Origin of the sequence: Streptomyces narbonensis (assembly GCF_014649015.1) — a bacterium.
Classification (GTDB): Bacteria; Actinomycetota; Actinomycetes; order Streptomycetales; family Streptomycetaceae; genus Streptomyces; species Streptomyces narbonensis.
In genome coordinates this window covers 166,138-185,640 of sequence record NZ_BMSF01000011.1, presented here as the reverse complement: position 1 = coordinate 185,640, position 19,503 = coordinate 166,138, and the positions used below count along the sequence as shown (strand labels likewise).

Sequence of the window (19,503 nt, the reverse complement as noted above, 5' to 3'; positions counted from 1 at the left end):
GACACATGACCACCCTGCAGAGCGTCCCTGCCCTTGGGACGCACCCGGCGTCCGGCTCCCTCCCGAGCCGCGCCGAGACCCGGGACCGGCTTTCCAAGGCGACGTACGACCTCCTGGTGATCGGCGGCGGCATCCTGGGCATCTCCACCGCCTGGCACGCCGCGCAGTCGGGCCTGCGGGTGGCCCTGGTGGACGCCGGCGACTTCGCCGGCGCCACCTCCTCCGCCTCCTCGAAGCTGCTCCACGGCGGTCTGCGCTACCTGCAGACCGGCGCGGTGAAGCTGGTCGCGGAGAACCACTTCGAGCGGCGTGCGGTCTCCCGCCAGGTGGCACCGCACCTCGCCAACCCCCTCACCTTCTACCTGCCCGTCTACAAGGGCGGCCCGCACGGCGCGGCCAAGCTCGGCGCCGGCGTCTTCGCCTACAGCGCCCTCTCGGCCTTCGGTGACGGCGTCGGGCACCTGCTCTCCCCCGCAAAGGCCGCGCAGGACGTGCCGGAGCTGCGGACGGACAACCTGAAGGCCGTGGCCGTCTACGGCGACGACCAGATGAACGACGCCCGCATGGCGCTGATGACGGTCCGCGCGGCCGTCGACGCCGGAGCCACCGTCCTCAACCACGCCGAGGTCACCGGGCTGCGCTTCACCCGGGGCCGCGTCACCGGCGCGGAGCTCAAGGACCGCACCAGCGGCGACGAGTTCGGCGTCACCGCCCGCCTCGTGCTCAACGCGACCGGCCCGTGGGTCGACCACCTGCGCAAGATGGAGGACCCGAACGCGGCCCCCTCCATCCGCCTCTCCAAGGGCGCGCACCTGGTCCTCAAGCGGACCTCCCCGTGGAAGGCCGCACTGGCGACCCCGATCGACAAGTACCGCATCACCTTCGCCCTCCCCTGGGAGGACATGCTGCTCCTCGGCACCACCGACGAGGAGTACGAGGGTGACCCCGGCCAGGTCGAGGTCACCGAGAAGGACACCGCCCAGATCCTGGACGAGGCCGCCTTCTCCATCCGCGACCAGCAGCTCTCCCGCGATCTGATCACCTACGCCTTCGCCGGCCTTCGAGTGCTCCCGGGCGGTCCCGGCGACACCTCGAAGGCCAAGCGCGAGACGGTCGTCACCGAGGGCCGCGGCGGCATGCTGTCGGTGGCCGGCGGCAAGTGGACGACCTTCCGCCACATCGGCCGTACGGTGATGAAGAAGCTGGAGCAGCTCCCGGGCCACCCCCTGGGCGAGGACTACGAGTCCGTCTCGACGCTGCCGAAGCGGCTCCCGCTGCCCGGCATCGCCAACCCGAACGCGGTCGCGCACCGGCTGCTGGTCGACGGTCCGGCGCCCGGCCCGCGGATGGCCGCCGACACGGCCAAGCACCTGGCCACGCACTACGGCTCGCTCTCCTTCGACATCGCCCGCATGGCGAACGAGAACCCGCAGCTGGCCGAGCGCATCCACCCCGACGCGCCCGAGATCTGGGCACAGGTCGCCTACGCCCGCGACCACGAGTGGGCCGAGACGGCGGACGACGTGCTGCGCCGCCGTACGACGCTGACGATACGAGGCCTCGCGACGGACGAGATCCGCGCCGGCGTCGAGTCGATGCTGCAGAAGTAACACCCGTACACCCAGGGGCGGTTCCTCTTCGAGGAGCCGCCCCTGCGGCGTGCCACGCGCCGTCCACACCGCCGCAACACTCCGCGCGCACAGTGGACCCATGAAATTCCAGGTCCTCTCGATCGTCCCCCACTCCCCGCACCCGCTCACCGGCGAACTTCCCACCGCCGCCGACCGGTTGGAGCAGGTCGTCACCCTCGGCGAGACCGCCGAGCACCTCGGCTTCGACGCGTACGCGGTCGGCGAGCGGCACGCGGGCCCGTTCCTCTCCTCCGCGCCGACCGTGCTGCTCGCCGCCCTGGCGGCCCGCACCGACCGGATCCGGCTCCTCACCGGCGTCACCGTCGTCGCGGTCCTCGACCCCGTCCGGGTCGCCGAGGACTACGCCACCCTCGACCAGCTCTCCAGGGGCCGGCTCGAACTCGTCGTCGGCAAGGGCGCGGAGGCCGGCCACTTCGACCTCTTCGGCCTGGACGAGGGGCGGCAGTGGGACCTCCAGAAGGAGAAGTACGAGCTGCTCCGCCGCCTCTGGTCGGAGGAGGGCGTCGACTGGGAGGGCGAGTTCCGGCCGCCGCTGAAGAACGTCACCACGATTCCCCGCCCGTACGCCGGTCCGCCGCGGATCTGGCACGGCTCGGCGACCAGCCTCAACTCCCCCGAGCTCGCGGCGAAGCACGGCGATCCCCTCTTCACCGCCAACGCGATCCAGCCGAGGGAGGCGTACGCGCGGCTCATCGCCCACTACCGCGAGAAGTTCGAGGAGTACGGGCACGATCCGGCCCACGCGCGCGTGGCGGCCGGTTCGGGCGGGCTGCTCATCGCGGACACCGCCGAGCAGGCGGTCGCCCGCTACCGGGATCTGTACGAGGCGAAGGTGCGGCAGAGCTTCCGGCCGCATCTGGAGGGGAAGGCCGGCTACAACACCCCGTTCCGCACGATCGAGGACGCGATCGCGGGCGGGCCCCAGCTGATCGGTTCGCCGCAGCAGATCATCGACAAGATCCTCGGCTACCACGAGCACTACGGGCACGACCTCCAGTCCGTCACCCTCGACGCTTTCGGCCAGTCCACGGCCGAGCAGGCCGAGACGCTCCAGCGCTTCGCCGAGGAGATCGCGCCGGTCGTGCGGAGGGAGGCGCCGAGCACGCTCTGGGAGGAGTGAGCGCGCCGTGTGCGGAGGCGAGTTCCTGGGTAGTCGATCAAGGCCGCAAGGGTTTTCGGGGCTGTCCGGGGGCTGCGGACGGACCGCCGGAAAGCCGTAAGGTTGGTCCGTACGACAGGAACTTCGAAGAAGGAGGCGCTGGGTGATCGAGCTCGAGGGGGTACCCGAGCTGATCGACCCGGTCATGGTGGCCGCGTTCGAGGGCTGGAACGACGCCGGCGACGCAGCCTCCACCGCGGTCGCCCATCTGGACCGGGAATGGAAGGGCGAGGTGTTCGCGGCCCTCGACGCCGAGGACTACTACGACTTCCAGGTCAACCGTCCCACGGTCTTCCTGGACAACGGGGTCCGGAAGATCACCTGGCCGACGACCCGGCTCTCCGTGGTCCGGATCGGCGGCGACAAACCCCGTGACCTCGTGCTCGTACGCGGGATCGAGCCCTCCATGCGCTGGCGCTCCTTCTGCAACGAGCTGCTCGCCTTCGCCCACGAGCTGGGGGTGGAGATGGTCGTGATCCTGGGCGCGCTGCTCGGGGACACGCCGCACACCCGGCCCGTCCCCGTCAGCGGGGTGACGTCCGATCCGGATCTGGCGCGGACGATGGACCTGGAGGAGACCCGCTACGAGGGCCCGACGGGCATCGTCGGCATCCTCCAGGAGGCGTGCACGCACGCGGGCGTGCCCGCGGTGAGCCTCTGGGCGGCGGTGCCGCACTACGTGTCGCAGCCGCCGAACCCGAAGGCGACGCTCGCGCTGCTCAACCGCCTGGAGGACCTCATCGGTCTGCGCATCCCGCTCGGCGAGCTGCCCGAGGACGCGCGGGCGTGGCAGCTGGGCGTGGACCAGCTGGCCGCCGAGGACAGCGAGGTCGCGGAGTACGTGCAGACGCTGGAGGAGGCGCGGGACACGGCGGAGCTGCCGGAGGCCTCGGGCGAGGCCATCGCGCGCGAGTTCGAGCGCTATCTGCGGCGGCGCGAGCCGGGCACCGGGCCCGGCGGCGGTCCCGGGGTGGCGACGGAGGGCGGCGACTCGCCGTTCCTGCGGGACAGCGGGAGCGGCCGGACGAGGCCGCCGAAGCCGGAGCGGCCGGAGAAGCCCGAGAAGCCCGAGAGGCCGACCCCGGGACCGGGACCGGAGTCGGCACCGGAGGCTGGCGCGGGTCCGGAGCCGGCCGACGAAGGCCCGGCGGACGAGCCGCCCGGCGAGAGCGGGGACGGCGACTCCCCGGAGTAGCGGTCGGTACGGGAGGGGTGCCCGAGGGCGCCCCTCCCGTACGCGTTTCAGACCGTCACGCCGTCAGACCCTCAGGCCCTCAGGCCCTCAGGCCCTCGGACGGTCGGTCCGTCGGCCCTCGTCCGGTCACGTGCAGGTGAACCGGGCCGCCGCCCAGTCCCCGTGGTCGCCGCTCTTCGACCCGTTGGTGTCCGTGATCCGCAGCCGGACGTGCCGGGCCCCGGTCACGTCGACGTCCACCGGCAGGGTCGCGGAGGCGCCCGTCAGTCGCGGCGAGGTCCACAGGACCTTGCCGTCCGCCTCGACGGAGAAGGCCACGTCCCCATAGCCGTTGATCTCGTCGTCGATGCCGACGTCCGCGGTGAAGGCGGTGCAGCGTCCGCCCAGGTAGACCTCGATGTCGGAGTCGGCGTGGCCGCCGATCCCCTTCTCGTAGGTCTTCCCGGCCAGGGTGAGCGTCCGGCCGTCGGCGGCGCCCGACTCGCCGTTGGAGCGGTCGCGTTCGGGCGGCCCCCAGCCGTTCGTGGAGCGCAGCCAGACCAGGTCGCTCGCCCAGGCGTCGGCCGTCGGCGGCGGGGGCATCACGCCGACCGCGAACCGCTGTGTGGCGGTGCGGTCGGTGCCCGCGGCGCGGTGGCGCGCGCTCGCGGTGAGGGTGGCCTCGCCGGGCTTCGCGTCCGCCGCGGGGGTGACGGCCACGTCCACGCGCCGGGTGGTGCCGGCCGGGATCCGGCCGATCGGTGCGGCCGGGGTGACCTGCCAGCCCGCCGGGGCGGCGAGCGCGACACGGACGTCGGTGGCGTCCCGGGTCCCCGCGGTGACGTCGACCGCGACCGTGCTCGGGGTGCCCGCGCCGAGTTCCTGGCCGGCGGGGACGGCGAGGGTGGCGGACGCGCCCGGTACGGCGCCGCCGACCGCGCTGGTCTCGGTCAGTCGCAGCTCGAAGGCGCGGTCGGTGGGAAGGGCGGCGGTCTTGACCCGGACCACTCCCCCGCGCTCGTCGCGGTCGTACCACCAGCCCTGGGCGGCCGCGTCGAAGGCGGCGCGGGAGGTGAGGGCGGGCAGCCTGCTCCCGTCGAGCCGGACGGCGCCGGGGGCGTCGCCGGTGTGGACGGTGAAGGCGTACGGCCGGGCGGTGGGCTTCCCGGTGTACGTGCCCTTGCTCGCGCCGATGCGGACGGAGACGTCGCCGGGGCCGCGGTTCGGGGCGCGGACCTCGGCGCGCTGGGTGGCGTACCGGCCGCCGCGGTGCTCGCGGGTGACGCCGTCGTCCTCGTACAGCTCGAAGGAGGAAGTGCCCTTCGGGTAGACGTCCCAGGCGATCGGGTCGGCGGGGGCGCGGTCGGTGTACGAGCGGATGTCTCCGGGCCACATGGGGACGGTCGCCCCGGCCCGGACGAAGAGGGGCAGGGTGTCGAGCGGGGCGCTGTAGTCGTCGACGGTGACGGGGCCCTCGTAGGTCCGCCCGCTCCAGTAGTCGATCCAGGTGCCCTTGGGGAGGTAGATGCCGTCGCGCTCCACGGCGTCCTGGTAGACGGGGGCGACGAGGAAGTCCTCGCCGCTGAGGAACTCGTACTTGGCGGCGTCGGTGGAGGCCTTCGGGTCGTCCGGGTACTCCAGGGCGAGCGGCCGGGCGAGGCCGACGCCGGTCTTCGTGGCCTGGTGGGCGTGGCTGTAGATGTACGGGAGCAGGGCCTCGTGGAGCTTGAGGGAGGCGCGGTTGATCGAGGTGTACGGCTCGCCGTACCGGAAGGGCTGCTTGTCGTTGGCGGCCCAGCCGTCCATGGTCATCGTGACCGGCAGGAAGGTCTTCCACTGGAGGTCGCGGGTGTACGTCTTGGCGCTGCCGCCGAAGATGCCGTCGACGTCGCCGGTGGTGTAGGCGAGGCCGGACATGGAGGCGCCGGCGTAGGTGGGGATCTGCCAGCGGATGTACTCCCAGGTGCCGGACTGGTCGCCGGACCACTGGACTCCGCAGCGCTGGGCGCCGGACCAGCTCTCGGGGGCCCAGGTGAAGCCGCGGGCGTCGCTGTTGGCCTCGATGCCGGCGTGGGCGTCCTTGCAGCCGTCGAGGGCGAACTTGTAGCCCGCGCCGACCCAGGCGACGTCGAGCTTGGCGACCCGCTGACCGGCCTTGACCTGGTCGGCGAGCTTGTCGAGGCCGTCCTCGGTCCACAGGCCGAGCTTCATGCCCCGCTCGCCCAGGCCGGTGGAGGCCTCGGCGAGGTCCTCGTAGCCGCAGCCGTAGCCGTCGTTGACGAGCATCCAGCCGTTGGGCATGTCGTTCTCGACGTAGCCGTCGGCGACCTTCAGGGCGTCGAGGGTGCGGCGTTCGCCTCGGTTGGCGTTGTGGAGGTAGCAGTCGGCGTCGCCGATCTCCAGACCGTAGACGGGCGGCAGGAAGGGCTTGCCGGTGAGGCGGGTGTACTGGCCGATGACGTCCTTGAGCGCGTCCCGTCCGGTCCCGGCGAAGTAGTAGGCGTCGAAGCGCCGTTCCTTCGCGGTGGTGGTGACGGGCTCGGTGAAGGCGTAGGTGTTGGGCGCGTAGGTGTTGCGGTAGACGCCGTAGCCGGCCGAGGAGAGGTAGAACGGCACGGAGTTGGGGTGGCCGCCGTCGTTCCAGTTGTAGTCGACGCCCACCTCGACGGTCTTGTCGCGGTGGGTGGTGTTGCCGCGGCCGTTCTGCATGCCGGCGCCGTAGAACTGCTCGTCGGCGCCGCGGGCGAGGGTCTGGGTGGTGCGGTCCTGGTTCCAGGTGAGGCCCTGGGACTCGGTCCAGAGCGGGGTGCCGTCGGCGCGTACGGCGGAGAAGCGCAGCGGCGACTTGGTGACGCGCAGGGTGACCGCGGAGGTGCCGAGCTCGTACCGGTCGCCGAGGTCGCGCCAGCGGGTGGCCGGGGGCGGGCCCTGGGGCAGGACGATGTCGGAGCCTGTGGGGTCGGTGAACCTACCGTCGGGGGCGAGTTCGATGCGGAAGGTGTCGGCGGTGACGAAGGAGACGCGGGCCTCCGCCTGGCCCGCGGTCAGCCGGTAGGAGGCTCCGTCGGCGGTGAAGCCGGTGACGTCGCCGACGGTGGTGTCGGACGGGTCGGCCGAGGCGCTGCCACCGGGTCCCGCGAAGGCGGTGAGCAACCCGAGCAGTGCACCGGCGACTGCAGCTCTCATGCGCATTGATGATTGCATGAGGCCTATTTAGCGCAGATTCGAGCATCGCGACAGGACAAAAAGGAACCGCCCTTGGACTTCGTCGGGAAGTCCAAGGGCGGTTGCCCGAAAGGAGGTTGCTCCGAGGCGCCCCTTACAGGGCGACGCCCAGGAGCGCGTCGACGGTGCGGGAGACGAGACCGGGGGCGGACTCGTCCGTGCCGCCCTCGGCGGTCTGGAGCGCGGCCCAGCGGTCGACGGCGGCCAGGGCGGCCGGGGCGTCGAGGTCGTCGGAGAGGGCCTCGCGGACCTCCTCGACGAGCGCGTCCGCGGACGGGCCGTCGGGGCGGGAGACCGCGGCGCGCCAGCGGTCGAGCCGCTCCACGGCGTCCTGGAGGACCTGGTCGGTCCACTCCCAGTCGGCGCGGTAGTGGTGGGAGAGGAGCGCGAGGCGGATGGCGGCCGGGTCGACGCCGTCGCGCCGCAGGCGCGAGACGAAGACGAGGTTGCCCCGGGACTTGGACATCTTCTCGCCGTCCAGGCCGACCATGCCGGCGTGGACGTACGCCTTGGCCATCGGGAACTCGCCGGTGAGGGACTGGGCGTGGGAGGCGCCCATCTCGTGGTGCGGGAAGATCAGGTCGGAGCCGCCGCCCTGCACGTCGAAGCCCATGCCGAGGTGGTCCAGGGCGATGGCGACGCACTCGATGTGCCAGCCGGGGCGCCCGGCGCCGAGGCTGCCGCCGTCCCAGCTCGGCTCGCCCTGGCGGGCGGCCATCCACAGCATCGGGTCGAGCGGGTTCTTCTTGCCGGGGCGCTCGGGGTCACCGCCGCGCTCGGCGGAGAGGTGGCGCATCAGCTCGGCGGAGTAGTTCGAGACCTGGCCGAAGTGCGGGTCGGCGTCGACGGAGAAGTAGATGTCGCCGTCGAGCTCGTAGGCGGCCCCGGCGTCCCTGAGCTGCTCGACGAGCGGGACGATGCCCGGTATGGCCTCGACGGCGCCGATGTAGTGCTGCGGGGGCAGCATCCGCAGGGCGGTCATGTCCTCGCGGAAGAGGGCGGTCTCCCGCTCTGCGAGGCCGACCCAGTCGATGCCGTCACGGATGGCGCGCTCCAGCAGCGGGTCGTCCACGTCCGTCACGTTCTGGACGTACAGCACCTGCCGCTTGGTGTCGAGCCACACGCGCTGAACGAGGTCGAACGCGTTGTAGGTCGCCGCGTGACCCATGTGGGTCGCGTCGTACGGCGTGATGCCGCAGACGTAGATACGGGCGACGGGGCCGGGGGCGAGGGTGACTCGTCCGCCGGTCGCGGTGTCGTGGATCCGGAGGTCGCGGCCCTTGCCGGGAAGGGCGGGGACCTCAGAAGCGGGCCAGGCATGCATGACCCGAGCGTAACCGGACAGGTGTTCCGGATACGAACCGGATCCGGGATCTTGACCAATTAGGCACTCTTGCGGGTCGGAGGCTTGCCTGCATACCCCCCAGGGGTCCGCGCGCCCCGATACGTGATGGCCGAAACCTTTCGGCCCGGTCTCAGACCGGCGGCCAGGGGATCGGCGGCCAGAGCCCCGAGGGCTCCGGGTGCCGCCCGCTCGCCCGCAGCGCCGCCACCCGCGCGCGTACGGCCGCCACCTCGGCGCCTGTGAGCAGTTCCGCCAGACGGGTCACGAGGGGTGCTCCGGGCGTCAGGGCCCGGTCGAGGTCGTCCAGGACCGAGATCGCCTCGGCGGGCAGCTCCTCGCCCGCCCAGCCCCACAGGAGCGTGCGCAGCTTGTCCTCGACGTGGAAGGTGACCCCGTGGTCGATGCCGTACAGACGCCCGTCGGGGGCCGGCAGCAGGTGTCCGCCCTTGCGGTCGCCGTTGTTGATGACGGCGTCCAGGACGGCCAGCCGCCGCAGCTCCGGGGTGTCGGCGTGGACGAGGAGCGCGGTGCGGTCCTCGGCGATCTGGGCGGGCCCGACGGCCTTCCACCCCTCCCCCGCCTCCTCGTCCTCGGTGAGGGCGAGGAGCTGCGCCTCCTGGTCGGCCTCGATCCACAGTTGGACCATGCCCTCGCCGTACGGACCCTCGCGGAGCACCGTCGGCGGGATCAGCCCCCAGCCGGTGGCCTCGGAGATCTCGTACGCGGCGACCTCGCGCTGGGCGAGGGTGCCGTCCGGGAAGTCCCACAGGGGCTGCTCCCCGGCGACCGGCTTGTACACACAGGCCGCCTCGCGGCCCTCGTGGACGACGGAGCAGTACAGCACGGCGTTGGACGCCTCGCCGACCCGGCCGCGCACGGTGAGCTCACCGTGGGCGAGCAGCTCGGCGGCCGACAGGGTCTCGGGGCTGCTGCTCATGCTCCCCGGCGGTATCCGTTCTGGCGCGGGCAGACGTGCCCCTCGGGGTCGAGCGGCAGGCTGCACAGCGGGCACGGCGGCCGGCCGGCGTTGACGACGTCCAGGGCCCGCTTGGCGAACGACCGGGCCTGGGCGCCGCTGAGCCGGACGCGGAGCATCGGCGGGCCGTTCTCCTCGTCCTGGAGCATCCGCTCCTCGGCCTCGGCGAGGTCCTCCTCGGACTCCACGTCGAGCTCGACGAGCGCCTGCGCCTCGACGATCAGGCGCTGCTCCTCGCCGTCCCAGGCGAGCGCCATGGTGCCGACCCGGAACTCCTCCTCGACGGGGGCGTCCAGCGGGGCGGTGTCCGCGCTGTCGGCGGGGGCGATCGAGGGGACGGGGGCGTTGCCGCCGGTGCGGCGCACGACCTCGTCCAGGAGCTCGTCGATGCGCTCGGCGAGCGCGGCGACCTGTGCCTTCTCCAGCGCGACACTCGTGACCCGGCCGCTCGCGGACGCCTGGAGGAAGAACGTACGGCGGCCAGGCAGCCCGACCGTGCCGGCCACGAAACGCTCCGGTGGGTCGTAGAGGAACACCTGACGGGACACGTTCCCGGCTCCCTAAAGTCTCGACAGTCGTACTACAGCGGCGCGTCCACCCTACTGCGCGAAGGGATCACGGTGCGCCCGCACCACCGCCGACCTCCGCCGCACCGCTGCTGTCGGAGGTCTCCCGGGGGACGAGTCCGGCGAAGTCGCCGGTGTCGCCGAGGCGCACGAGGAAGGGGCGCAGCCGCGTGTAGCGGATGACGGTGACCGAGCAGGGGTCGACGTGGATGCGCTGGAAAAGGTCGAGGTGGAGGCCGAGGGCGTCCGCCACGATCGACTTGACGATGTCGCCGTGGGAGCACATGACGTACGTGGCGTCCTCGCCGTGCTCGGCCTCGATCCGGGCGTTCCAGTCCCGTACGGCCTCGACGGCACGGTGCTGCATGGCACGCATGGACTCGCCCCCGGGGAAGGCGGCCGCGGAGGCGTGGGCCTGGACGACCTCCATGAGCGGATCGTCGCTCAGCTCGGCCAGCTTGCGGCCGGACCAGTCGCCGTAGTCGCACTCGCTGATCCGCTCCTCGACGTGCAGCGGGAGGTCGGGGCGGGCGTCGAGCAGCGGCCGCAGGGTCTCCCGGCAGCGCTGGAGGGGGCTGGAGACGGCGGCGGCGAGCGGAACGCCCGCGAGCCGCCCGGGCAGCGCGGCGGCCTGCGCCGCCCCCCGCTCGTCGAGCGCGACCCCGGGCATGCGCCCGGCGAGGACTCCGGAGGTGTTGGCGGTGGAGCGTCCGTGCCGGACGAGGATCAACGTGGCCATGCCAGCCAGCCTAGGCGCACGCGCGCGCGTGTGGGCGGCGTAGGGATCCGGGGAGATCGGTGTGCACGCGCGTGCGAGGTGGAGGGCGGCGGGGGAGAATACGGCGCGTGATCGTGGACTCAGCCATCTACCGGGACGGGCGCCGGACTCCGGGGCCCGCCGACCTGTCCGACGCGCTGGACGAGGCGAGGGTGACGGGGGACGCCTTTCTCTGGGTGGGGCTGTACGAGCCGTCGGAGGCGGAGTTCGCCCATGTCGCCTCGGAGTTCGCGCTGCATCCGCTGGCCGTCGAGGACGCCTTGAAGGCCCATCAGCGGCCCAAGCTGGAGGTGTACGACGACTCGCTGTTCGTGGTGCTCAAGCCGGTCGTCTACGAGCCGGAGAGCGACCGGGTCACCTCGGGCGAGCTGATGGTGTTCATCGGCGACTGCTTCGTGGTGACCGTCCGGCACGGCGAGGGCGCCGCGCTCGCGGCGGTGCGCAAGCGCCTGGAGGCGGAGCCGGCGGTGCTGCGGCACGGGCCGACGGCGGTGCTGTACGCGGTGAGCGACGCCGTCGTGGACCACTACCTCGACGTGGCCGGCGAGCTCCAGGTCGACCTGGAGGAGCTGGAGGCCGACGTGTTCGCGCCGACCGGCGGCAATCCGTCGAACACCGCGGAGCGGATCTACACCGCCAAGCGGCAGGTTCTGGAGTTCCGGCGGGCGAGCGGCCCACTGGCGGGACCGCTCGCCCGGCTCGCGACCGGCTCGGTGCCCTTCGTGAACGAGCACGCCCAGCCCTTCTTCCGTGACGTCAACGACCATCTGCTGCGTTCGAACGAGCAGGTGGAAGGGCTCGACCGGCTGCTGTCGGACGTGCTCTCGGCCCATCTCGCGCAGATGGGCGTACGGCAGAACGACGACATGCGGAAGATCTCGGCGTGGGCGGCCATGGCCGCGGTCCCCACGATGATCGCGGGGATCTACGGCATGAACTTCGACCACATGCCCGAGCTGCACTGGACCTGGTCGTACCCGGCGCTGATCGTCCTGATGGCGGGGATCGTCACCGGGCTGTACCGGCTGTTCAAGCGGCGCGGCTGGCTGTGAGCCGGCGCCCTCAGTAGGCGGGGGCGGGGGTCGCCGGTCCTCCCCCTGCCTCCGGCGGGGGGACCCCCAGGGCGTCGCGCCGCTCGGGCATCCTCAGGCCGACCATCTTGTGCCAGCCCGCGAGGCGCTCGTACGCGTACATCCCCCGGATCCCGGCGGCGAGCGCGGCGGCCTTGGGGCGGGGCCAGTTCAGGATGCGGCCCATGTGGCCCATGACGGCGAGACTGACGTCGCGGTAGACCTGGATCTCGGCGAGCGCGGACTCGCGCAGGGTGCGCTGGATGAGGCGGCCGTGTCCCTCCCGGGCCAGCCGGAGCAGTTCCTCGTGGCAGTAGGCGAGGTGGTTCGCCTCGTCGTTGTCGATCATGTGGATGGCCCGGCCCAGTTCGGGGTGGTCCCCGAAGTACGTGACGAGCATGTCCATCTGGTCGGCGGCCCGCTGCTCGGTGACCCGGCTGTGGGCGAGGTAGACGACGATGTCCGCCTCGGTCAGCGGCTCCTCGCGGCGCAGCTTGTCGTGGGCGAGGCCGATCCCGCGCTGTTCGAGCAGCATCGTGTAGTCGGTCTCCGGCGGTACGGGGACGGGTTCGAGGCCGCGCTTCTTCAGCAGGGCGTTGAAGATCCGGCCGTGCTTGTCCTCGTCGGCGCCGTGCCTGGTGATCTTGGGCGCGAGTTCGCGCATGCCCGGGGCGACGAGAGCCGCGATCCGTGCGTTCTCCCAGCCGCCCTGTGACTCGCCGCTGGCGGCTATGGAGCAGAAGAGCCGGAAGGACTCGTCGTCGTCGATGATTTCCTGGAACAGGCTCTTGGCCGTGAGCATCGCCGCCACCTCCGTGCGCGTTTCCGCACTCCGTACGCCCCCGGAACAACGAGTCAAGTGCGGTCCGCGGGGAGCGGCAACAGGAGGGCCGGACGGCTCGGCCGAAAGAGTGAGACCCGGACGCGTAACCAGGGGCCCCGTGGAGCCGTTGTGCTGGGTGACGGCCGTGGCGGGGAAGACCCCCGAGCCCCCACCACGGCCGCAGGCTCAGGCCCGCGGGTGTGTCACCCCGCGGGCCTTCTTTCTTCTACGGACTTTCCTGTACGGGGTCGGGGCGGCGCCCACGTGGCCTTACGCGAGGCCCGCGTGCTCCATCGCCTCGACGCCCGCCCGCAGGGCCGCCAGCCGCTCGTCGAGCGTGAAACCGGCCGGGGCGAGGGTCAGGGTGGTGACCCCGGCCTCCGCGTAGGCGGTCATCCGCTCGGCGATCCGCTCGACGGAGCCGAGCAGCGCCGTCTGGTCGATCAGGCTGTGGGGCACGGCGGCCGCGGCCCCCGCCTTGTCGCCGGCCAGGTACTTGTCCTGGATCTCGGCGGCCTCCTTCTCGTAGCCCATGCGCTGCGCGAGCTGGTTGTAGAAGTTCTGCTTGCGGCTGCCCATGCCGCCGACGTACAGCGCGGTGTACGGGCGGAAGACGTCGGCGAGCGCGTTCACGTCGTCACCGAGGGCGAGCGGCAGCGTCGGGCAGACGTCGAAGCCCTGCATCGTCAGCCCGGCCTTCTCGCGGCCCGCGCGCAGGTGGCGCAGCGCGGTCTCCTCCAGGTGCTCGGCGGAGGGGAAGATCAGCAGGGCGCCGTCGGCGATCTCGCCGGTCTGCTCCAGGTTCTTGGGGCCGATTGCGGCGATGTAGAGCGGGATGTGCTCGCGCTCCGGGTGGACCGTGAGCTTGATGGGCTTGCCGGGGCCGTCGGGCAGCGGCAGGGTCCAGTGCTCGCCCTCGTAGCTGAGGCGCTCGCGGGTCATGGCCTTGCGGACGATCTCGACGTACTCGCGGGTCCTGGCGAGGGGCTTGTCGAACTTGACGCCGTACCAGCCCTCGGAGACCTGCGGGCCGGAGACGCCGAGGCCGAGGCGGAACCGGCCGCCGCTGAGCGAGTCGAGCGTGGCGGCGGTCATCGCCGTCATCGCGGGCTGACGCGCCGGGATCTGCATGATCGCGGAGCCGACGTCGATCCGCTCCGTCTTCGCCGCGACCCAGGCGAGGACCGTGGGGGCGTCCGAGCCGTAGGCCTCGGCGGCCCAGCACACGTCGTAGCCGAGGCGGTCCGCCTCCTGGGCGACGGCGAGGTTGTCCCCGTCCATGCCGGCGCCCCAGTAGCCGAGGTTGATGCCGAGCCGCATTCCACACACCCCTTACCCATCGGTAACGTCCCTGTGGGCCGGACTCTAGCGCGCGGCTCCGCCATCCGTCAGGGGCCGGTTGTCCACAGGCTCTCTCCGCGTGGTGCCCTGGCCAGTAATCTCGCGCCCATGGAGCAGAGGCATCTCGGACGTACCGGCCTGCGCGTGTCGCGCATCGGACTCGGCACGCTCACCTGGGGGAGGGACACCGACGAGCACGACGCCGCCGAGCAGCTGAAGGCGTTCTGGGACGCGGGCGGCACGCTCGTGGACACCGCCGACGTGTACGGCGGGGGCGAGGCGGAGTATCTGCTCGGGCGGCTGATGGAGCGTCTCGTGCCCCGGCACGACCTCGTCCTGTCGACGAAGGCCGGCAGCGTCGCGGACCCCGACCGGCGCACCGACGGCTCGCGCGGGCATCTCCTCGCCGCGCTCGACGCCTCTCTCGCCCGGCTCGGCACCGACCACGTCGACCTGTGGCAGCTGCACGCCTTCGACCCTTACACGCCCCTCGAGGAGTCCCTCCAGGCCCTCGACATCGCCGTCCGCAGCGGGCGCGCGCGGTACGCGGGCGTGGCGAACTTCTGCGGCTGGCAGCTGGCCAAGGCGGGCACCTGGCAGCTCGCCGGGGACCGGACCCGGCTCGCCGGCGCGCAGCTGGAGTACTCGCTGCTCCAGCGGGGCGTGGAGCGCGAGGTGCTGCCGGCCGCCCTGGACCTCGGTATAGGTCTGCTGCCCTCCTCCCCCCTCGGCCGCGGCGTCCTGACGGGCAAGTACCGCAGCGGGACCCCGACGGACTCGCGGGGCGCGTCGGGGACCATGGCTCCCTTCGTGGAGCCGTACCTGGACGAGCCGGCGAGCCGGATCGTGGAGGCGGTCGCGACCGCTGCCGACGGACTCGCCACGACCCCGCTCAAGGTGGCGCTCGCCTGGGTCCGCGACCGGCCGGGAGTGACCGCGCCGATCGTCGGCGCGCGCACGGCGCGGCAGCTCACGGCCGCGTTGTCGGTGGAGAGCCTTAGTCTTCCTGACGAGATCTGCCGGGCGCTGGACGATGTGTCGGCGCCCGTGCACCGCTATCCGGATCACGACTGGAGCACCCTGTGACCGAGCCTGCCGGGGAGACCGCGCCCGAGGCACCCGAGGCCGTTGCCCCCCTCGACGAGCCCACCGAGGAGGAAGTCGCGGAGCCTGTCGCGGAGCCCGCCGAGGACGTACGAGAGGGAGGCGGGTCCACCGGACCCGCCGCGGAGCCCGGTGGGACCGACGAGTCGGACACGCCCGACGCCGAGGCCGGGACGGACGCCGAGACCGGGACCGGGGCCGGGGCCGGGACCGGGGCCGGGGCCGGGACCGGGGCCGAGACCGAGACCGGGACCGAGACCGAGACCGCCCAGGCCTCCGACACGCCCGAGGTGAGCGACGCGCAGGCCGAGCTCGCCGCGCAGCGCGAGCTGCGGGCCCGGATCGAGGCGCGGAAGGCCGAGAAGGAAGGCCCTGTGGCGAGCGGCGCAAAGCTGAGCGGCACGGCCGCCGACCTCCTCGCGGCGGTCCGGGCCGTCGAGGGCGGCTCGGCCTCGGGCAGCGCCTTCTACGAGGCACCGGAGCCCGCGCCCAGGCGCCCCGCCCCCGAGGCCGCCCCGGCCATGACCGTCCGGCCCCCCGCGCCGAGCGCGGCGCCGCTTCCGGCGCCGGGCACCACGGCGGCCGTGCGGGAGGTGCTGGCCCGCGGCGGCGCGCCCGAGAACCTCGCCGGACAGGTCGCCGCCGTGCTCGGCGAGGGCGCCGCCGGGGCGCTGGGCGAGGACCCGTGGCAGCTCCTCGCCGTGCCCGGGGTGCGACCGGAGCAGGCCGACGGTTTCGCCCGAGCGCTGCTCGGCGCCGCCTGCGGTCCCGAGGACCCGCGCAGGACCGTCGCCCTGACCGTCTGGCTCCTTGAGCAGGCCGCGCTCCAGGGGCACACCGCCCTGGAGCTCCAGGCCCTGCGCGCCGCGCTCGCCCGGCACTCGGTGGCCGACCCGGACAAGGCCGTCGAGGTGGCCGTCTCCGAGGGTGCCGTGCTCGTCTTCCAGGAGGAGCAGGTGGGGGCGGCGGAGGAGCCCGACACGGACGAGGAGGAATCCGCCGAGCCCACCGAGGCGGCTGAGGAGCCGCCCGCGCCCGTGCTGCTGGGGCTCGACCGGTACGCCCTCGCGGAGGAGAGCCTCGCCGACGGCCTCGCCCGGATCGTCAGGACGGCCACCGCCGACACCTGGGAGGGCGCCGAGCTCGACCGCGCCGCCGGTGAGCACGGGCTCGTCCTGCACACGGGCGGCGAGGCGGCCCGCGCCGAACCGGTCGCGCTCGTCGCGGCGGCCCGCGAGCGGGGCCTGCGCGCCCTGGTCGCGGTCCACTCGGAGGACGGGCGGCGGGCGCTCGGCGCCGCCGGGGCGGACGCGGTGACGGTGGCCGCGCTGCTGTCCGGCGCCGCCGGTCCCGGCCGCGACGAGGAGGGCGCCTTCGCCCTGGACGTGCTGGCCGTCCTCGACACGCCGCAGCTCGACGTGGAGACGGCCGCGATGCTCGTGGAGTCCCTGCCGGACGGCTGCCGACTGGTGCTGAGCGGCGACCCCGGGGTCCTCGGGGCGCCGGGCGCGGGACGCGTCTTCACCGACGTGCTCGCCGCCCGGGTGTGCCCGCGGATCGCCTCACGCGTCCCCGACCCGGGGCCGCTCGGCGAGCTCGTCTCGGGCATCGGCGTCGGCGAGCTGAACCAGGTCGAGGCGCCCGGCAAGGAGGTCGTGATCGTCCCCGTGCGGGACGCGGGCGAGGCCGTGCACCGTACGGTCCAGCTGGTGGCGGACTCGGTGCCCCGGGCGATCGGGGTGCCGTCCGAGCAGACCCAGGTGGTCACGGTCGGCCACGGCGGCTCCGCGGGCACGCGCGCGCTGAACGCGGCCCTCAAGCAGCGGCTCAACCCCGGCCCCGGCCGCTTCGGCGGATACGACCCCGGCGACCGGGTGGCGTACGCGCCGGTGCCGGGCCGGACGGTGACGGGGACGGTCGTGTCGGCCGACGCCGAGGGCCTGCGGCTGCGCTGCGGGGGCGAGGACGTCCTCGTACCGAAGGACCGGGTGGAGTCGGCGCTGCGGCACGGCTGGGCGCTCACCGCGCACCAGGCCGCCGGGACGCGCTGGCCCGCGGTGGTCGCGGTGCTGCCCGGGGACGCGGCGGCGGGCCTGAGCCGCGCGTGGGTGTACACGGCCTTCGGCAGGGCGGAGCGCCATCTGTCGGTCGTGCACGGTGTGGACCAGGCGCTGCCCCGCGCGGTGGCGGAGGGGATCGCCCCGGAGCGCACGACGCGGCTGCGTCCGCTCCTGGAGGGGCTCCTCGCCACGCCCGAGGAGTAGAGCGCGGGCGCCGGAGGCATCCGGAAGCGGCGGAGGGCCGGAGCACCGCGTGCGGTGTCCCGGCCCTCCGCCGTCTTCTCAGGAGCCGTCGACCACCGCGGCGGGCGCGGCGACCCCGAACCGGGTCCCGCCGTCGTGCCCGTCCCCGTGCCCGTCCTCCTGCTCGTCGAAGACGGAGCTGACGTCGAAGCGGCAGATGATCTGCTCCGGATCGGCGTGCTCGAAGGGGGCGTTGAGCCACTCCCCCGGCTCCGGGAGCTCCTCGGCCGCGGTGACCCAGAGCGTGGAGTCGCCCTCCTCCAGGCCGAACTCCTTGTGCCGGGAGGCGATCTCGTCGGGTTCGTACTCGCCGAAGAGGACCCCGAGCGCGGCGAGAGGAGAGACGCCGGCCCTGGCCGCCGTGCCGGTCGGATCGGCCTCGCCGTCGAGCTCGGCGACGCGCCGCGCCTGGGCGAACAGACGCTGCGGCTCCGCCACGGCGTAATCGCGGCGGATCAGGAGGCTGAGGGCGTGAGGTTCGTCAGGTCCGGCGTAGGGCGGCAGCGCGCCGTCCGCTCCGGGGATCTCGAAGGGGGTGACCTCGTCGTAGCGGTCGTAGAGCAGTTCGTCGTACTCCTCGGCCGCCGCCGCGAGGGCGTTGAAGGCCTCGTAGACGGCCTTGTCGTCGTCCCCCGTGCGGCGTTCGACCGCCGCGAGGTGACGGTCCAGTGCGGCTTTCACCGCCTCGGCGGCGGCGCGTACCTCGGCAGCGGTGGGCTGCGCAGCATCAGACATGGGACGCACGCTATCCGTAGCGGGCCGGTGCCCGCACAATAGATGCGATGCCGGAATACGAATTTGTCGACGTGTACGTGCCCCGCGGCGTCTCCCGCAAGGAGGCGACGCGGCTGCTGACCGACCATGCCGAGTACGGACACTGGGAGTTGGACCGTCTGAGCCTGCACCGGGACGGGAGCCGCAGAGTGCGGTTGAAGCGGAGGATCATCCGCCAGATCCGGGCGACCTGGTAGGAGAACGAGAAGGGGCCCCGCCGAGTGCGGGGCCCCCGTGCGTGGTGCGGTTGATCAGGCCGCGCTGCGGGAGCGGCGGTAGATCAGCGCACCGGCGAGCAGCAGGCCCGCGCCGGCGGGAATGATCGTCCCGAGCGGGCCGGACCCGGTCTCGGCGAGCTCCTCGACGGCGTGCGGCTGCGTGAGGCCGTGGGTGTCGGGCGTGTTCGCACCGGGCGTGTGCGGGCCGCCCTCCGTGCCCGGGCCACCAGGGTTACCGGGCGTTCCCGGGTTGCCGGGGGTCCCGGGGTTGCCCGGAGTTCCGGGGTTCCCGGGGTTGCCCGGAGTACCGGGGTTGCCGGGGTTACCGGGGTTGCCAGGGTTGCCCGGATTCCCAGGGTTGCCGGGGTTACCCGGATTCCCAGGGTTACCGGGGTTGCCGGGGTTGCCAGGGTTACCCGGATTCCCAGGGTTACCCGGGTTCCCCGGGTGCGTCGGCTCGATGCCGTTGCCGCAGTCGTTGCCCGCGGCGGCGTTGCCCAGGCCGATACCCGTGACGCTGTTGCCGCACACGTTCACCGGGACGTCGACCGGTACCTGCACCGTGTTGCCCGAGCCCACGCCGGGAGAGTTGCTCGTGTGCCCGTCGGCGGAGGAGCCGCCGCCCGGCTTGCCGGGCTTGCCCGGCTTCGAGGTGTTGGCACACTTGTTGCCCATCGCCGGATTCAGCAGTCCGACGACGTTGACGGTGTTTCCGCAGGCGTTCACCGGCGCGTGCACCGGTACCTGGATGGTGTTTCCGGACGCGACGCCCGGGGAATTGGTCGCCGTACCGCTCGCGCCGGAATCGGCGTGTGCGTAACCGCCGCCGACGGCGGCGAAAACGCCACCCGCGGCCGCTACGGTGATGAGACCTTTGCGTGTGACCTGTCGCATAGCTTGCTCCCTGCCTTTTCGGCTCTCGCCTTGTCGGCTTCGAAAAAGCGCCACCGGGCGGAGAACCCGGGGCGGAAATGGCCACCGGCCCCGGAGTGCAT

The 19,503-nt window shown here is 73.0% G+C and carries 16 protein-coding genes; 7 read left to right on the top strand and 9 right to left on the bottom strand.

All coding sequences use genetic code 11. The annotated features are described in order from the left end of the window. Positions 1-5 precede the first annotated feature (5 nt). The 3 genes from IE124_RS22315 to IE124_RS22305 all read left to right on the top strand — a co-directional run bounded on the left by IE124_RS22315 (position 6) and on the right by IE124_RS22305 (position 4,006). The gene (locus tag IE124_RS22315; RefSeq protein ID WP_189509664.1) at positions 6-1,610 is read left to right on the top strand and encodes a glycerol-3-phosphate dehydrogenase/oxidase; all 1,605 of its coding nucleotides are present in this window, start codon (positions 6-8) and stop codon (positions 1,608-1,610) included. Positions 1,611-1,710: 100 nt separating this feature from the next. After that, positions 1,711-2,772 (top strand): LLM class flavin-dependent oxidoreductase, encoded by a 1,062-nt coding sequence (locus IE124_RS22310; RefSeq protein WP_189509663.1) that lies wholly within the window; start codon positions 1,711-1,713, stop codon positions 2,770-2,772. A 142-nt stretch (positions 2,773-2,914) separates the two neighbouring features. Continuing rightward, a complete protein-coding gene (locus IE124_RS22305; RefSeq protein ID WP_189509662.1) occupies positions 2,915-4,006 on the top strand; it encodes a PAC2 family protein in 1,092 nt (363 codons plus the stop codon). A gap of 126 nt (positions 4,007-4,132) precedes the next feature. On the opposite strand, the gene IE124_RS22300 is transcribed toward IE124_RS22305, so the two are convergent. The 5 genes from IE124_RS22300 to IE124_RS22280 form a co-directional block, all read right to left on the bottom strand. Continuing rightward, positions 4,133-7,189, bottom strand: a complete 3,057-nt coding sequence (locus IE124_RS22300; protein WP_189509661.1) for an NPCBM/NEW2 domain-containing protein — start codon at positions 7,187-7,189, stop codon at positions 4,133-4,135. A gap of 115 nt (positions 7,190-7,304) precedes the next feature. After that, a complete protein-coding gene (gene mshC, locus IE124_RS22295; protein WP_189509660.1) occupies positions 7,305-8,534 on the bottom strand; it encodes a cysteine--1-D-myo-inosityl 2-amino-2-deoxy-alpha-D-glucopyranoside ligase in 1,230 nt (409 codons plus the stop codon). A gap of 151 nt (positions 8,535-8,685) precedes the next feature. Next, a complete protein-coding gene (locus tag IE124_RS22290; RefSeq protein ID WP_370468800.1) occupies positions 8,686-9,525 on the bottom strand; it encodes an SCO1664 family protein in 840 nt (279 codons plus the stop codon). Further along, positions 9,489-10,079 (bottom strand): DUF3090 domain-containing protein, encoded by a 591-nt coding sequence (locus tag IE124_RS22285; RefSeq protein ID WP_189509658.1) that lies wholly within the window; start codon positions 10,077-10,079, stop codon positions 9,489-9,491. The genes IE124_RS22290 and IE124_RS22285 overlap by 37 nt, the downstream gene beginning before the upstream one ends. A gap of 67 nt (positions 10,080-10,146) precedes the next feature. Beyond that, entirely contained in the window at positions 10,147-10,836 is a 690-nt protein-coding gene (locus IE124_RS22280; RefSeq protein WP_189509657.1) for a histidine phosphatase family protein, read from the bottom strand. A gap of 98 nt (positions 10,837-10,934) precedes the next feature. Between IE124_RS22280 and corA the strand changes: the two genes are divergently transcribed. Next, complete coding sequence (gene corA, locus IE124_RS22275; protein ID WP_189509731.1) at positions 10,935-11,927, top strand: magnesium/cobalt transporter CorA; 993 nt, start codon at positions 10,935-10,937, stop codon at positions 11,925-11,927. 10 nt (positions 11,928-11,937) lie between these two features. On the opposite strand, the gene IE124_RS22270 is transcribed toward corA, so the two are convergent. Both IE124_RS22270 and IE124_RS22265 read right to left on the bottom strand, forming a co-directional pair. After that, positions 11,938-12,747, bottom strand: coding sequence for a ferritin-like domain-containing protein (locus tag IE124_RS22270; RefSeq protein WP_189509656.1), 810 nt, complete (start codon positions 12,745-12,747; stop codon positions 11,938-11,940). A 291-nt stretch (positions 12,748-13,038) separates the two neighbouring features. Beyond that, positions 13,039-14,088, bottom strand: a complete 1,050-nt coding sequence (locus tag IE124_RS22265; RefSeq protein ID WP_189509655.1) for an LLM class F420-dependent oxidoreductase — start codon at positions 14,086-14,088, stop codon at positions 13,039-13,041. Positions 14,089-14,217: 129 nt separating this feature from the next. Between IE124_RS22265 and IE124_RS22260 the strand changes: the two genes are divergently transcribed. Further along, entirely contained in the window at positions 14,218-15,195 is a 978-nt protein-coding gene (locus IE124_RS22260) for an aldo/keto reductase (protein WP_189509654.1), read from the top strand. Then, on the top strand, positions 15,192-17,477 hold the full coding sequence (locus tag IE124_RS22255) for a helix-hairpin-helix domain-containing protein (protein ID WP_189509653.1): 2,286 nt from the start codon (positions 15,192-15,194) through the stop codon (positions 17,475-17,477). The genes IE124_RS22260 and IE124_RS22255 overlap by 4 nt, the downstream gene beginning before the upstream one ends. Before the next feature lie 78 nt (positions 17,478-17,555). Here the strand turns inward: IE124_RS22255 and IE124_RS22250 are convergent, their stop codons facing one another. After that, the gene (locus IE124_RS22250) at positions 17,556-18,251 is read right to left on the bottom strand and encodes a hypothetical protein (protein ID WP_189509652.1); all 696 of its coding nucleotides are present in this window, start codon (positions 18,249-18,251) and stop codon (positions 17,556-17,558) included. A 47-nt stretch (positions 18,252-18,298) separates the two neighbouring features. Here IE124_RS22250 and IE124_RS22245 point away from each other — a divergent pair, with 47 nt between their 5' ends. Then, a complete protein-coding gene (locus tag IE124_RS22245; protein ID WP_017241661.1) occupies positions 18,299-18,487 on the top strand; it encodes a DUF5703 family protein in 189 nt (62 codons plus the stop codon). A 54-nt stretch (positions 18,488-18,541) separates the two neighbouring features. On the opposite strand, the gene IE124_RS35555 is transcribed toward IE124_RS22245, so the two are convergent. Beyond that, complete coding sequence (locus tag IE124_RS35555; RefSeq protein WP_189509651.1) at positions 18,542-19,402, bottom strand: chaplin; 861 nt, start codon at positions 19,400-19,402, stop codon at positions 18,542-18,544. Positions 19,403-19,503: the final 101 nt, after the last annotated feature.

Bases quoted from the DNA above. Each gene is read 5' to 3' on its own strand.
- IE124_RS22315 (WP_189509664.1), top strand. From the start codon at position 6: ATGACCACCCTGCAGAGCGTCCCTGCCCTTGGGACGCACCCGGCGTCC.
- IE124_RS22310 (WP_189509663.1), top strand. From the start codon at position 1,711: ATGAAATTCCAGGTCCTCTCGATCGTCCCCCACTCCCCGCACCCGCTC.
- IE124_RS22300 (WP_189509661.1), bottom strand. From the start codon at position 7,189: ATGCAATCATCAATGCGCATGAGAGCTGCAGTCGCCGGTGCACTGCTC.
- mshC (WP_189509660.1), bottom strand. From the start codon at position 8,534: ATGCATGCCTGGCCCGCTTCTGAGGTCCCCGCCCTTCCCGGCAAGGGC.
- IE124_RS22280 (WP_189509657.1), bottom strand. From the start codon at position 10,836: ATGGCCACGTTGATCCTCGTCCGGCACGGACGCTCCACCGCCAACACC.
- IE124_RS22270 (WP_189509656.1), bottom strand. From the start codon at position 12,747: ATGCTCACGGCCAAGAGCCTGTTCCAGGAAATCATCGACGACGACGAG.
- IE124_RS22265 (WP_189509655.1), bottom strand. From the start codon at position 14,088: ATGCGGCTCGGCATCAACCTCGGCTACTGGGGCGCCGGCATGGACGGG.
- IE124_RS22260 (WP_189509654.1), top strand. From the start codon at position 14,218: ATGGAGCAGAGGCATCTCGGACGTACCGGCCTGCGCGTGTCGCGCATC.
- IE124_RS22250 (WP_189509652.1), bottom strand. From the start codon at position 18,251: ATGTCTGATGCTGCGCAGCCCACCGCTGCCGAGGTACGCGCCGCCGCC.
- IE124_RS22245 (WP_017241661.1), top strand. From the start codon at position 18,299: ATGCCGGAATACGAATTTGTCGACGTGTACGTGCCCCGCGGCGTCTCC.
- IE124_RS35555 (WP_189509651.1), bottom strand. From the start codon at position 19,402: ATGCGACAGGTCACACGCAAAGGTCTCATCACCGTAGCGGCCGCGGGT.